The organism is Liquorilactobacillus mali KCTC 3596 = DSM 20444, assembly GCF_000260415.1.
Lineage (GTDB): Bacteria > Bacillota > Bacilli > Lactobacillales > Lactobacillaceae > Liquorilactobacillus > Liquorilactobacillus mali.
In genome coordinates this window covers 21169-34222 of sequence record NZ_BACP01000002.1, presented here as the reverse complement: position 1 = coordinate 34222, position 13054 = coordinate 21169, and the positions used below count along the sequence as shown (strand labels likewise).

The 13054-nt window shown below is 36.4% G+C and carries 13 protein-coding genes, 1 other RNA gene and 1 pseudogene; 4 read left to right on the top strand and 11 right to left on the bottom strand.

Annotated features, from left to right (window positions below; translation table 11 throughout):
• Positions 1-2: 2 nt before the first annotated feature.
• The 10 genes and pseudogenes from holB to GSM_RS13765 all read right to left on the bottom strand — a co-directional run bounded on the left by holB (position 3) and on the right by GSM_RS13765 (position 6340).
• Positions 3-998, bottom strand: a complete 996-nt coding sequence (gene holB, locus GSM_RS00275; RefSeq protein WP_010077664.1) for a DNA polymerase III subunit delta' — start codon at positions 996-998, stop codon at positions 3-5.
• 11 nt (positions 999-1009) lie between these two features.
• Complete coding sequence (darA, locus tag GSM_RS00270; protein WP_010077663.1) at positions 1010-1339, bottom strand: cyclic di-AMP receptor DarA; 330 nt, start codon at positions 1337-1339, stop codon at positions 1010-1012.
• Between the two features lie 25 nt (positions 1340-1364).
• Positions 1365-2003, bottom strand: a complete 639-nt coding sequence (gene tmk, locus GSM_RS00265; RefSeq protein WP_010077662.1) for a dTMP kinase — start codon at positions 2001-2003, stop codon at positions 1365-1367.
• Positions 2004-2082: 79 nt separating this feature from the next.
• Entirely contained in the window at positions 2083-2322 is a 240-nt protein-coding gene (locus tag GSM_RS00260) for a YaaL family protein (protein WP_010077661.1), read from the bottom strand.
• 14 nt (positions 2323-2336) lie between these two features.
• On the bottom strand, positions 2337-2936 hold the full coding sequence (gene recR, locus GSM_RS00255) for a recombination mediator RecR (protein ID WP_010077660.1): 600 nt from the start codon (positions 2934-2936) through the stop codon (positions 2337-2339).
• Positions 2937-2966: 30 nt separating this feature from the next.
• Positions 2967-3281, bottom strand: coding sequence for a YbaB/EbfC family nucleoid-associated protein (locus GSM_RS00250; protein ID WP_029327320.1), 315 nt, complete (start codon positions 3279-3281; stop codon positions 2967-2969).
• Positions 3282-3315: 34 nt separating this feature from the next.
• A complete protein-coding gene (gene dnaX / locus GSM_RS00245) occupies positions 3316-5028 on the bottom strand; it encodes a DNA polymerase III subunit gamma/tau (RefSeq protein ID WP_010077658.1) in 1713 nt (570 codons plus the stop codon).
• A 68-nt stretch (positions 5029-5096) separates the two neighbouring features.
• Positions 5097-5183, bottom strand: an RNA gene (ffs, locus tag GSM_RS14615) — signal recognition particle sRNA small type.
• Positions 5184-5224: 41 nt separating this feature from the next.
• Entirely contained in the window at positions 5225-5713 is a 489-nt protein-coding gene (gene tadA, locus GSM_RS00240) for a tRNA adenosine(34) deaminase TadA (protein WP_029327319.1), read from the bottom strand.
• Between the two features lie 17 nt (positions 5714-5730).
• Positions 5731-6340 (bottom strand): annotated as a pseudogene (locus GSM_RS13765) (class I SAM-dependent methyltransferase).
• 194 nt (positions 6341-6534) lie between these two features.
• Here GSM_RS13765 and nrdH point away from each other — a divergent pair.
• Genes nrdH through nrdF form a run of 4 tightly spaced genes read left to right on the top strand, consistent with a single transcriptional unit; the run spans position 6535 to position 10274 of the window.
• Positions 6535-6765, top strand: coding sequence for a glutaredoxin-like protein NrdH (gene nrdH, locus GSM_RS00230; protein ID WP_010077655.1), 231 nt, complete (start codon positions 6535-6537; stop codon positions 6763-6765).
• Positions 6762-7142: a class Ib ribonucleoside-diphosphate reductase assembly flavoprotein NrdI gene (gene nrdI / locus GSM_RS00225; protein ID WP_010077654.1), complete on the top strand. Its 381-nt coding sequence runs from the start codon at positions 6762-6764 to the stop codon at positions 7140-7142. Before nrdH ends, nrdI begins: the two co-directional genes overlap by 4 nt.
• Positions 7114-9291, top strand: a complete 2178-nt coding sequence (gene nrdE, locus GSM_RS13760) for a class 1b ribonucleoside-diphosphate reductase subunit alpha (RefSeq protein ID WP_419181921.1) — start codon at positions 7114-7116, stop codon at positions 9289-9291. The genes nrdI and nrdE overlap by 29 nt, the downstream gene beginning before the upstream one ends.
• 23 nt (positions 9292-9314) lie before the next feature.
• Positions 9315-10274 (top strand): class 1b ribonucleoside-diphosphate reductase subunit beta, encoded by a 960-nt coding sequence (gene nrdF / locus GSM_RS00205; protein ID WP_010077652.1) that lies wholly within the window; start codon positions 9315-9317, stop codon positions 10272-10274.
• Between the two features lie 163 nt (positions 10275-10437).
• Here nrdF and mprF read toward each other — a convergent pair whose 3' ends face one another.
• Complete coding sequence (mprF, locus tag GSM_RS00200; RefSeq protein ID WP_003688880.1) at positions 10438-13023, bottom strand: bifunctional lysylphosphatidylglycerol flippase/synthetase MprF; 2586 nt, start codon at positions 13021-13023, stop codon at positions 10438-10440.
• Between the last annotated feature and the right edge of the window lie 31 nt (positions 13024-13054).

Sequence of the window (13054 nt, the reverse complement as noted above, 5' to 3'; positions counted from 1 at the left end):
ATCTATACGTGGTAACACTGACTCAAATCAATCGTCAATGCTTCAATAACATTCTGGAACGAGACATTTACTGCCAACTTTTTTCTTGTCTCTAGAACTAGTTCAACAGCTTGCGTAATTTTGTCGGCGGTCAATCTTTCTATTAATCCTGTGAACTCTGCTTGAAATTTCACAAAAATATTATCCTTCTTACCATAATATACAGATATTGAATTTTTAACAAGTAAGATTATTAAATTCAACAAGATAACTTCATCATCTTTGTTATTTATTAGGGGCAATAAGCTCATTTGAACTTCCACAAAACACCTTGCGTCCTCTTGTAAAATATGTAAATACCACACACATATATTCCGGACAAGTTTATCAAAATTTTCATTTGCTGCTATTTTTTCAGATTCAGCCAAACTATCTGTCAAATTACCTAAAATAACTGCCTTATCCGTCGTAATTCCTTTTTTCTTTAACATTGCAATCAACTGGGCACTAGAAGGTTTCGCAAGTTCGAACAGTTGGCAGCGTGAAACTATTGTTGGTAAAATTCGATTGACTGTTTCTGTCAGTAAAAAAGCAACAACATCACCACTGGGCTCCTCGAGAAACTTCAACAGACTGTTAGCAGCACTTATCGTCATCTTATCAGCATCTTCAATAATAAAGGCCTTCCGATTGCCTTCAACCCCGCTTTTACTAAACTCTGACTTCAAAAAACGAATTTGATCGACTTTTATCGACAAACCATCAGGTACAACATGAACTACATCAGGATGATTGCCACTCTCAATTCTCCTGCATTCTTCACAATCCAAACATGGGTTACCCGCAATCTTATTTTTGCAGAAAATTCCCTGAGTAATCCATAATGCAAGTGCGCGCTTACCTATTCCTTTTGGACCAGTTAGTAAATATGCATGCGCTAGATGACCCTGGTCTATCATATTAGCAAAATAATCAGTTAAAACTGTTTGCTGCTTCCGTATTTCATTATTATCACTCATAACTTACAAACCTAAAATTGTTGGAAGGAATCGATTGGTAACACGAAGACAGTCGCTCCTCCAACTTGAACCTCTACTGGATAAGCAGCGGACGAATCCATTGAAGCATCCAAATTAATTGGAGGTGTCATAAATTGTTTACGTGTTCTAGACGTTTCACGAATAAGATCTAGCACTTCTTCAATCCGTTCTTCTTCAATCCCAATCATAAATGTTGTATTACCTGATTTTAGAAAACCACCAGTTGTTGATAATTTTGTTGCACGAATATTAGATTCTATAAACAAATTACTTAACCGATTACTATCTTTGTCTTGGACAATCGCAATGATCATTTTCATTTTCTTTTCCTCCATCTTTGAATCCTTATTTGAAAAGATCTGGTAATTTTATTTTCATTTGATTAACCGTGAGCTTGATAACTTCGCTCAAAGGAAGAGAAGCATCGATCACAATGATCCGTTCAGGATTATCATGCGCAAGTTTTAAGTAGGCATCATGCACAGTGTTATGGAAATCCAAAGACTCTTCATCAAGTCGGTTTATTTCATTTTGCCTGTGCTTTTTAATACGATTCAATCCAATTTCCGGTAATAAATCAAAATAAAAAGTAAAATCTGGAGTAAGTCCTTCTGTGGCAAAAAGATTCATTTGCAAGACTTCTTCTTCACCCAAGCCCCGTCCGGCTCCCTGATAAACGACTGAACTATCTACATAGCGATCACAAAGAACTAATTTTCCCTGTTTTAAAGCTGGTAAAACACTTTCAATTAAATGCTGTCTTCGCGCTGCCGCATAAAGTAACGCCTCAGTTCGTGCATCCATTTCGACCAATCTTGTATCTAAAATTATATTACGAATCTCTTCAGATATTCGATTGCCCCCAGGTTCTCTCGTTAATAGATATTCCTTGTTATTCTCCTTTAACAGGCTAACTATTCCCTTCAAAACACTAGTTTTCCCAGAGCCTTCTGGACCTTCAAAAGTTACAAATTTTCCACTCACACACTTGACCTCACTAACTTACTCATAGTTCTATTTTACTTTACTAATCCCTAGCTGTCTAACAATCTTAACTCAAAACTTAATGTTCAATTATTGAAGACTGCATATGACCATGAACTTTCCTCCTGCGCGCTTCCGCATATAAAAATGCGTATTTCGCACCTTCAAGCATGGTTTGAGCAATCAACTCGCTGTCTTCTTCTCTGACCGCCCTTTGAGTCTGCTTAGCGTGCTCCCATTGAGCGGCTGATAAATCAATCGTATCAAGCAGTTTTTCATCATATTCTTTTCTCAATTTTTGTTTCTTCCTGCCAAGCATCTCAATCATCCTCCCTAAATTTCTTGCCGACCTTCAATTGCTTTAAACAGCGTCATCTCATCTGCATACTCAATATCACTGCCTACTGCTAATCCATGAGCCAATCTTGTCACCTTTATGTGTGCCGGCTTGATCAGTCGTGAAATGTACATTGCGGTTGCTTCACCTTCCGGAGTTGCATTAGTAGCAATAATTACTTCTGTCAAATCTGAATTTTTCTGCAGTCTTCTGACCAAACCAGTGATATTAATATCTTCTGGTCCTTTGCCTTCCATAGGAGATAAAACACCATGCAAAACATGATATAGTCCATGATATTCGCGCATTCTTTCAAGCGACATTACATCTTTAGGCTGTTCGACAACTATAACTTTTGTCTGATCTCGCTGCTTATCAGCACAGATAATACATGGGTCACTTTCAGTTATATTTCCGCAGATACTGCAGTAATGCAAATCCTTTTTTGCGGTTATCAATGATTGTGCAAAAGCTGTTACATCCTCTTCTTGCATATCAATCGTAAAGAAAGCTAAGCGTGTTGCAGTTTTCTCCCCAATTCCAGGTAATTTTAAGTAACTATCAATTAATTTGGCAATGGGTTCTGGATATTGCATATTAACATTCCTCTCTGCCTGGTTTGTATTTTAAAATCCTGGAATATTTTGTGTGTATTTACCCATTGTTTGTTGAGTCTGCTTGTCGATCTTCGTAATTGCGTCATTCACTGCCATTATTACTAAATCTTGGAGCATATCAATATCATCAGGATCTACGGCTTCAGGTTTAATTTGAATATCTTTCATTTCCTTTTTCCCATCAAATGTTACAACCACTAAGTCATTTGCTGAGTTTCCAGTAAACTCTTTTTTCTCAAGTTCTTCCTGTTCTTTCTTCATATTCTTCTGCATCTTTTGCATTTGTTTCATCATACCTTGCATATTTCCCATTCCACGCATCATAATTAATCTTCTCCTTAATCTTCTTTTATTTTAACTATCTGACTGAAGCCTTCACCAAAAAACTGCTTTGCAGCTGTAATTTGTGGATCTTCTGTTGTTTCTTTTTTTCTTCGACATCAGGCTTTGATTCTTTTTCAGAATTTTCTCGATGTTCTGTAAGATATTTTTCCCTGATCTCAGGCCATTTTTCCTTGGGCATAAATACCAGTTTATAATCTTGCCCTATTAGCCGTTCCAGCCCCTGAGTTAAACTATCTTTCAGTGAATCGTTTCCATCAGCTTTCTCATACAAAAAATCATAATCAAAACTAACAATTACACCCTTTGCACTAGCTGCTACAGGTTTACTAACATTCATAATAGCACGTTGAGTAATTGATAACATATTCATTAGATCTGGCCATATGTCCTTTAATTTTACCAAATCACTTCTTGTTGCCTCAGCAAGAATAGGATATACCTTTTTTAAATCAACTGTTGTATTGCTCTTCTTTCTTACAGGTACTTTCTTTTCTTTTGCCGTTTCAACCCGCTTTACCGTACCTTTTTGTAGATTATTAACAGCCTGTTTTAATTCTTTAATTTGTAACTTTAATTTTGTGATTTCTTCTTGAGACGCATCCGATAGCTCTTCATTATCCTGCTTGTTAGTCTGCACTTTATTTACCAATTGTGACAATTTGACAGTTAAAACTTCGAGATAGATGTCTGAATGTGTAGAAAAGCGCATATTTTGCTGTTGTTCATTTAAGATATCAATTGCTTCATATAATGATTGAACTGTCGTCTTACTTGCTAATCCTTTAAAATCATCATCTATATCCAACAAACTATTTTGCTCGACAATACTTGGAGAAGCTTGATATAACAGCAGGTTCCTACAATAATCGATAACATCTTCTACCAAGCGATTTGCATCTTTTCCCTCAGACATTATCTCTTGCAGGGCTTGCAAAGCTTGAGCCGTTTCGCCCTCAAAAACTAGTTTGAGATAAAGATTAAGCTGCTCATGCTTGACACTGCCTGTTACAAGCAGTGCATTTTCAAGCGTTACAACATCATTCCCAAAAGAAAGTACTTGATCTAGAATACTTAGTGCATCTCTCATCCCACCAGCAGATGCTTTTGCAACGACTCTCAAAGCTTTTTCTTCATACTTGAAATTCTTTTCTGCTAAAATATACTGCATTCTTGCAATAATATCGTCATTAGTGATTCTCTTAAAATCAAACCTTTGAGTTCTTGATATTATTGTAGCTGGAATTTTGTGTGGCTCAGTCGTTGCCAGAATAAATACTACATTACTAGGAGGCTCTTCAAGGGTCTTCAGTAATGCATTAAATGCCCCTGTCGAAAGCATATGAACTTCGTCAATAATGTATACCTTGTAATCGGCCTGTGTCGGAGCATACTTGACCTTATCTCTGATATCACGAATTTCATCTACACTATTATTAGATGCAGCATCAATTTCAATTACATCATTTAATCGTCCTTCAGTGATTGCCCGACAGGTTGCACACTCATTACAAGGTTCCCCATCCTTTTGGTTATGACAATTAATCGCTTTTGCAAAAATCTTTGCCGCCGAAGTTTTACCAGTACCACGCGGCCCTGTAAAAAGATAAGCATGACTTGTTTGCTGAGTCATAATTGCATTTTGTAAAGTTTGCGTTATCATCTTTTGACCAACTAAATCAACAAATTTTTGCGGTCGCCAGACACGATATAGGGCCTGATATCCCATGCTAACACTCCTATCTTTTGCAATTTAAAAAACTCCCGACCACAAGACGGTCGGGAGATAAATGTCATATTAACTTGAGACACATGCCGAACCGAGCTTAGTGCTGCTTCCTTCCGGACCTGACACGGTTCACAAGGACAACATTGTCCCAAGGCCTTGCGGCATATTCTATGATACATGAAATATCGAAAAAATGCTAGTCCTTTCGCTTTGATTTCTTCTTTTTTAGTCTAATATTCCTAAAAAAATCCTTAAGCAGCTGTCCGCATTCAGCCTCCATGCAACATTTTTCAACAATTACTTGATGATTAAATCTATTATCATCCAACAAGTTCATCAGCGATCCGACTGTCCCTGCTTTGGGATCCATCGCTCCATAATAGACACGCTCAATTCTTGAATTAAGAATTGCACCACTGCACATTGGGCAAGGCTCTAACGTCACGAACAGTTGAGCTTCAGGTAGGCGCCAGCTTTTGCAAAAAGCATTTGCTTCTTGAATTGCCAATATCTCAGCGTGCATAGTCGCATCTTGCGAATGCTCCCTAAGGTTATGACCCCGACCAACAATCTTACCGTCAACTACAACTACGCATCCAATCGGTACTTCACCAACTTCAGCAGCCTTTTGTGCCTCATAGATAGCTTCTTTCATGAAAAAATTCTTCTGAAGATTATTTAAAATCTAAATTCACCTCCGCTTTAGACGAGTTTGATGCTCTCTAAAATAAAATAACCCTTATCTCTTGCCACTACCTCACAATTATTAAAAACTGTTTCCATTAGTTTCTTTGCTGAGGGCGCACCTTGTTTTTTTTGAATTACCACAACTAGCCTACCGCCAATGCTAAGATGGCTAATTGCTTCTGCCAGAATTTGCGAAACAATTTTTTTCCCTGCACGAATAGGTGGATTCGATAAAATCAGATTATAATCTGTACGTTCAATCTTGTCATACACATTAGACTCCCAAATATTTACATTCTTAAGCCCGTTTAATTCCGCATTCTTTTTTGCTAATGAAAGTGCAAGTTCATTAACATCTACCATATCAACAATTAATTTTGAATTGCTTTTTGCTATTCCTAAACCGATTGGCCCATAGCCACAGCCAAGGTCCAAAATTCTGCCTTCTTGCATTGTCTCGATTTTTAAGTTGTTAATCAGTGCCCTTGAACCATAGTCAACAGTTTTTTTTCGAGAAAACACCATTATCTGTCACAAAACTAATTTTATTCCCCAAAATATCAAAACCCCATCTTTTCTCTTCGTGCACTACCTCAGGGTTTTTTGAATAATAATAATTTCCCATTTATTCCTACCTTTTCAATAATTGTTCAAAGTTTTTGAAACATTATAATTCTATCAATCTTTTAGCCTTTAGAAAAAGCACTATATATCGTATATTAGTAAAAGAAACAAACACAATATATAGTATTTGTTTCTTGCTTATTCTGATAAATGATGTATACTAATCATACAACAAATTAATGCGAGGTGCTAGTTATGAGTTTATCCATTTACACAAAAAATAATTGCATTCAATGCAAGATGACTAAAAAGTTCTTAAGTGAGCACAATATTTCTTTTGAAGAACACAATATAAATACCGAACCGCAGTATATTGATTATCTTAAGGAGAAAGGTTTTCGTTCTGTTCCAGTTATTGAAGACAATGATGATCCAATCATCAACGGTTTTCGTCCTGATCTTTTAAGAAATTTGGTCACACAATGAAAATTGTTTTTTTCAGTGTTACCGGTCAAACACGCAGATTCGTAAATAAATTAGATTTTTCAAGTGTTGAGATCACACCAACGGATCCCTTCCTTGCGGTAAATGAACCTTACATACTTGTGGTTCCTACCTATGAAAAAGAAATAACAGAATTCGTAGAAGATTTTCTTAATTATAGCTTTAATCGGCAAAATTTGCTTGGAGTTGCAGGCACAGGTAATCGAAATTTTGCCGAACTTTTTATTTTTACCGCAAAAGACATAGCGCGCGAATATCAAGTACCCTTAGTATATTCGTTCGAATTTAGTGGGACCCCTAAAGATGTTGCAAATTTTAAGAAAGTGGTGAATGAAATTGACATTAAAACAGTTAGATAGTGCTAAAGTAACCTACTATGATTTAAATAATGAAATTAATATTCCAGTAAATGGACAAATTCCACTAAATAAAGACAAAGAAGCGCTTGCTGCTTTCTTGAAAGAAAATATTGAACCGAATTCAATGAAGTTTTCTTCTTTAGAGGAACGTTTCAGTTACTTGATCGAAAATGATTATCTAGAAAAAGAATTCATCGAAAAATATGATTTTCAATTTATCAAAAAGCTGTATTCATTCTTATCGGCTCAGAACTTTACCTTCAAAACTTTTATGGCTGCATATAAATTTTATGCTCAATATGCACTTAAGACAAATGACAATGCATTGTATCTTGAAAGCTTCATCGATCGTGTCGCCGCAAATGCACTGTTTTTTGCTGATGGAGATGAAAAGTTAGCCATGGCATTGGCCGATGAAATTGTTCATCAACGTTATCAACCAGCCACCCCTTCATTCTTGAACGCTGGCCGTAAACGGCGTGGCGAACTTGTTTCTTGCTTTTTGATTCAAGTTACGGATGATATGAACTCTATTGGACGTGGGATAAACTCTGCGCTTCAATTATCACGAATTGGTGGCGGTGTTGGGATTACGCTTAGTAATTTGCGTGGTGCTGGTGCACCCATCAAGAACATTCAAGGTGCTGCTTCCGGTGTTGTACCAGTTATGAAACTTCTTGAAGACAGCTTTTCTTATTCAAACCAGCTAGGTCAGCGTCAAGGTGCTGGAGTTGTTTACTTAAACATCTTCCATCCAGATGTTGTTGCTTTCTTATCTGCAAAAAAAGAGAATGCCGATGAAAAAATTCGTGTTAAGACGCTTTCTTTGGGTTTGGTAGTACCTGATAAGTTTTATGAGCTTGCACGTAATAATGAGGAAATGTATCTTTTCGATCCTTGGGGCGTAGAACGTGAGTATGGCAAACCGTTTTCCTATATTGATATCACAAAAGAATACGACAATCTTATCGCTAATCCTAATATTCCTAAGAAAAAAGTCTTAGCACGCGATCTCGAAACCGAGATCAGCAAATTACAGCAAGAGTCTGGTTATCCTTACATTATCAATATTGATACTGCCAATCGTGAAAACCCAATTGATGGCAAAATCATTATGAGTAATCTTTGTACTGAAATTTTGCAAGTTCAAAAACCATCGATTGTCAACAATACTCAGAACTTTGACGAACTTGGTACAGACATTAGCTGCAACTTAGGTTCAACCAATATCGTTAATTTAATGGCATCGCCTGATTTTGGAAATTCTGTTGATGCAATGGTGCGTGCACTTACTTATGTTACTGATCACTCAGAAATTGATGTAGTTCCTTCAATTCAAAACGGTAATCATCTTGCACATACTATCGGGCTGGGTGCAATGGGGCTGCATGCTTTCTTTGCTAAAAACCATATCTTCTATGGGTCTGAAGAATCAATTGACTTTACAAATATTTACTTTATGCTATTAAACTACTGGACTTTGCAGTCTTCAAATCATATTGCCAAAGAACGCGGCGTTGTCTTTAATGGCTTTGAAAAGAGTTCTTATGCTGATGGTTCATACTTCAATAAATATTTGGAGGGTAATTTCCAACCAAAGACAGCAAAAGTTCAAGAGATTTTTAAAGATATTTTTATTCCCTCGAAACAAGATTGGGATAGTCTTAAAGAAGCTGTTATGAAAGATGGACTCTATCATCAAAACAGACTTGCTGTTGCTCCTAATGGTTCAATCTCGTATATTAATGATACAACCGCTAGCTTACACCCAATAATCAATCGTATTGAAGAACGACAGGAACGCAAAATCGGTAAGATTTACTATCCAGCTCCCTACCTTTCAAATGATACGATTCCATACTATCAATCTGCATACGATACAGATATGCGCAAAGTTATTGATGTATATGCTGCTGCACAGCAACATATTGATCAAGGTATGAGTATGACACTGTTTATGCGCTCCACTATTCCTGAAGGCATGTACGAATGGAAAAATGGAAAAACCAACAAGATGACCACGCGTGATCTATCAATTTTGCGTAACTACGCACATGCTAAGGGCATTAAGTCAGTTTATTATGTTCGAACATTTACAGATGATCAAAATGAAGTTGGCGCAAACGAATGTGAAAGTTGCGTTATCTAATAGTTAAGGAGCATGAATAAATAATGAAAGATTTCTATCGAGCAATTAATTGGAATAAACTTGAAGATCAGATTGATAAAGCAACTTGGGAAAAATTGACAGAACAGTTCTGGTTAGACACAAGAATTCCACTGTCGAATGATTTACCCGATTGGCGTAAATTCAACGATGAAAACAAAGAAGTTGTGGCACATGTTTTTGGAGGCTTGACACTGTTAGATACTGTTCAGTCACAAGATGGCATGGACTCTCTTATGAAAGATATCAGGACTCAACATGAACGGGCTGTTTTAAACAATATCCAATTTATGGAATCGGTTCACGCAAAAAGCTATTCTTCTATATTCTCAACTTTAAATACCCCTAGAGAAATCGAAGCAATATTTGATTGGACTCATACCAACAAATATTTACAATATAAGGCTAAAAAGATTGCTAGTATCTATCGCACAGGAACCCCATTAGAGAAAAAGGTTGCATCGGTCTTTCTTGAAACCTTCCTCTTCTATTCTGGTTTCTATACTCCTCTTTATTGGCTGGGCCACAATAAGCTAGCCAACGTTGGAGAAATCATTAAGTTGATTTTGCGTGATGAATCTGTCCATGGAACCTACATTGGATATAAATTTCAGCTTGGTTTCAACGAACTTGATGAAGAGCAGCAAAGTAAGCTGCTTTCTTGGGTCTATGAATTACTTTATGATTTGTACGACAATGAAGAAAAGTATACTCATGAATTATATGATACCGTTGGTTGGACAGAAAAAGTACTTGCTTTTTTAAGATACAATGCAAACAAAGCATTGATGAACTTAGGTTTGGATGCTCTTTTTCCTGATACAGTTGACGATGTCGACCCCGTGGTTATGAATGGAATCTCTACTTCTACTTCCAATCATGATTTCTTCTCCCAGGTTGGCAATGGTTATCTTTTAGGTGACGTTGAACCAATGTCTGATGAAGATTATAATATTGGATTATAAATTAGAATAGACTCATTACTAATTCATAAAAAAGGCTATAAGCGAAAATTATTACTTTTTCGCTTATAGCCTTTTTATTTTTATAAAACAAACCTTAATACATCGTTTGAAGTCTCAGTTCATTTGCTGTGTCACTATGCATATCGATTAATGAGTTTCATTATTACTTATTAAAGAATGTAGCGCGTGCAAAAAATCCCTTTCTTCCCTTTGAAGACTGATTTACCACGCTAGCTACTTCTGCCATTGTAATCATAACAGAACTTCTACGCCTATAGGCAGTGTATTTTGGATACCAATTTGTAACATATTTCTCTTTGTATGCTCTCAAGCCTTGGAATCCGTAAATTCGATATCCATATTCATAAATTAAGTGGGCTGCTCTTTCTTCAATGAAACTATACGAAGATTTCCCCACATTCGCTAGAGGAGCCATTCCTAAATTGAAATACTCATAATGCTCTTCGCGCCCATATTTAAACAAACTTATAAAGATCTTATCCATTATTCCAGATGGGGCGTCCTTTTTATGGCGCATTAAATCAATTGATAAAACTCTTTTACCACCTGTAGGCATCATTGAAGCGAATGCTACGGCATTGCCCTCAGAATCGCGTATTACAGCAATTGGTGCCTGGTTAAGATAGTATTCATCAAAAAATCCAAGAGAGAATCCTTTCTCAATCTGCCCATCTAGCCATTCATCTGAGATTTTCTTAAATTCCGCTAATTTTTCCTTTGAAAATGGCGGCATTTCAAAAGAAAAGGAATAATTCTCTCTCTCAAATTTATTCATTAACGCTCGCTGAGCACGTTGTTTTTTCCCAGCTAGTGTAAAAGAATCAAGTTTAACAAAACCTTCTTCACCAGTCTTTAAGAAATCAAACCCTAGGTCATGTAGTAACAGTGTCAATTCATTTCCTATCTCGTAAAAGACAAGCTGATATCCCTGTACATCAGCATCGACCATTAGCTGTGTGACAGCTTCCCTCAGATATTCACGATTACCTACTGGTTCTCCCATTACTATAATTTTATCAGCTTTCTTCCTATACATAAAAAATAACTGATCTTCTTCATTCTTTTGGAAGAAATAAAATTGCTTGTCTCTTAAATATGCTAAATGACTTGTTTCATTGCCACCATATTTTTCAACAACATTTTTTATTCTCTCCTCTGGAAAATCTATATTCGAAAAAATTGACTTATTAGCTGTAAAATATCTAAAAATAATAATCAGTATGACCGCCGCAATCACCATTCCGAGAAAGCCTGAAAACCAAATTTTTTCTGATGGAAAAAGCAGTGCAGTTGGGATCGCATGTCTTATATGATGTTGTGGGGAATTTATAATTCCCACTGTGGCATACAGACCGAAGACTGTAATAAACATTCCAATATCCACTACTACCCTGTTAAACGAATAGGTTAGATTTTCACGATATAATTCTTTTCGCGAGACAGCAACCACAAAAGTGACAAAGATTAAAAAGACTGCCGTACCAATTGAGAAGCTGCGCCATAGGGTATTTATAATTCCGATTAACAATACACATAACGTTGGCCAATATGCTTTTTTTACTTTTGCCTCGATGCCTCTAGCAACTCCTATCAGCAAAAAGGCAAAGACAGTACTTGATAATTGACTCAAAAAGAAAAAGGTATACGGATATAGTTTAACAAACACAGAATTACTAAAAACAAAATTAGGTACAGTTGACTCGAGCAATATTAAGCTACCGGATACATACAAGAATAATGTCAAAATACCATGTGCTGTTTTTTGAATAATCGACTTTGGAATTCCATCCAAAAAATGATTAAGTCGTTTCCCAGCATCCCTGACAAATAGAAATATCCCAACAAAAAATGGCAGTATGTAATAAAATAGTCGAAAGAATAACAGCCATGCTACTCCTTTTCCATTAACAACACCCAAGTTAAACAAACCAATCAACATGAATACGTCAAATGATCCTAGTCCACCGGGAACCAGTGAAACTACACCAATAATTGATGCTATAAAATATAGCACCATGACTTCACCAATATTAAACTTAACACCCATCAGAATTCCAATCAGCAGGAACATCCCTGCTGCTGAACCCCATTCAAGGACAGAACCTAATACTAATGCTAGCTCTTTCTTCCATGAAAGATCGTTGAAAAAACCAGAATCTGTCAATCTTGTAAAAATAATGATCCCGGGAAAATATAACGCTCCGCCAATTAACCAAATACTGTATTGATCAAATTTATGATCATAGCCAAAGCCAAAGATCATAACCAGAGAAACCATGCAAAATAATGATAATCCGGACAATAAAAATAAAGCAATTTTGGATAAAGCAAAAACTACCTGCTTTTTTGAAGCATTTTTACCATAAAAATTTGCGCGCAGCGTAGCCCCCAAAAAGCCACCAAAGCCGGCTATGTTTGTGAATGTGTTTGTAATCCAGCCACTTCGCAAGATTTCACGGATAGAATACTCTCCTGGAAGAAATGAAATGATCACAAAATCATATACTAGCATTGGTAAAACAGCAACAAATCCAGCTACCACCATAACTCCAATGTTACCCAGAGATTGCGAACTTAGATTGGAACTAACCTGCTCCCAGGATATCCCTTTAAGAATCCGTCCAACTTCAAAGACAACAAACCATAGTACTGAAAAAACAAATAACCCCTTAATTAAAGACCATCGTTTTTCAATAAAAGAGATAATCTTTGAAAATCCATTTTTCATTTTCCCCAACTCCCAATTCAAGAACCTTTAA

Bases quoted from the DNA above. Each gene is read 5' to 3' on its own strand.
- holB (WP_010077664.1), bottom strand. From the start codon at position 998: ATGAGTGATAATAATGAAATACGGAAGCAGCAAACAGTTTTAACTGAT.
- darA (WP_010077663.1), bottom strand. From the start codon at position 1,339: ATGAAAATGATCATTGCGATTGTCCAAGACAAAGATAGTAATCGGTTA.
- GSM_RS00260 (WP_010077661.1), bottom strand. From the start codon at position 2,322: ATGCTTGGCAGGAAGAAACAAAAATTGAGAAAAGAATATGATGAAAAA.
- recR (WP_010077660.1), bottom strand. From the start codon at position 2,936: ATGCAATATCCAGAACCCATTGCCAAATTAATTGATAGTTACTTAAAA.
- GSM_RS00250 (WP_029327320.1), bottom strand. From the start codon at position 3,281: ATGATGCGTGGAATGGGAAATATGCAAGGTATGATGAAACAAATGCAA.
- dnaX (WP_010077658.1), bottom strand. From the start codon at position 5,028: ATGGGATATCAGGCCCTATATCGTGTCTGGCGACCGCAAAAATTTGTT.
- nrdH (WP_010077655.1), top strand. From the start codon at position 6,535: ATGAGTTTATCCATTTACACAAAAAATAATTGCATTCAATGCAAGATG.
- nrdI (WP_010077654.1), top strand. From the start codon at position 6,762: ATGAAAATTGTTTTTTTCAGTGTTACCGGTCAAACACGCAGATTCGTA.
- nrdE (WP_419181921.1), top strand. From the start codon at position 7,114: ATGAAATTGACATTAAAACAGTTAGATAGTGCTAAAGTAACCTACTAT.
- nrdF (WP_010077652.1), top strand. From the start codon at position 9,315: ATGAAAGATTTCTATCGAGCAATTAATTGGAATAAACTTGAAGATCAG.
- mprF (WP_003688880.1), bottom strand. From the start codon at position 13,023: ATGAAAAATGGATTTTCAAAGATTATCTCTTTTATTGAAAAACGATGG.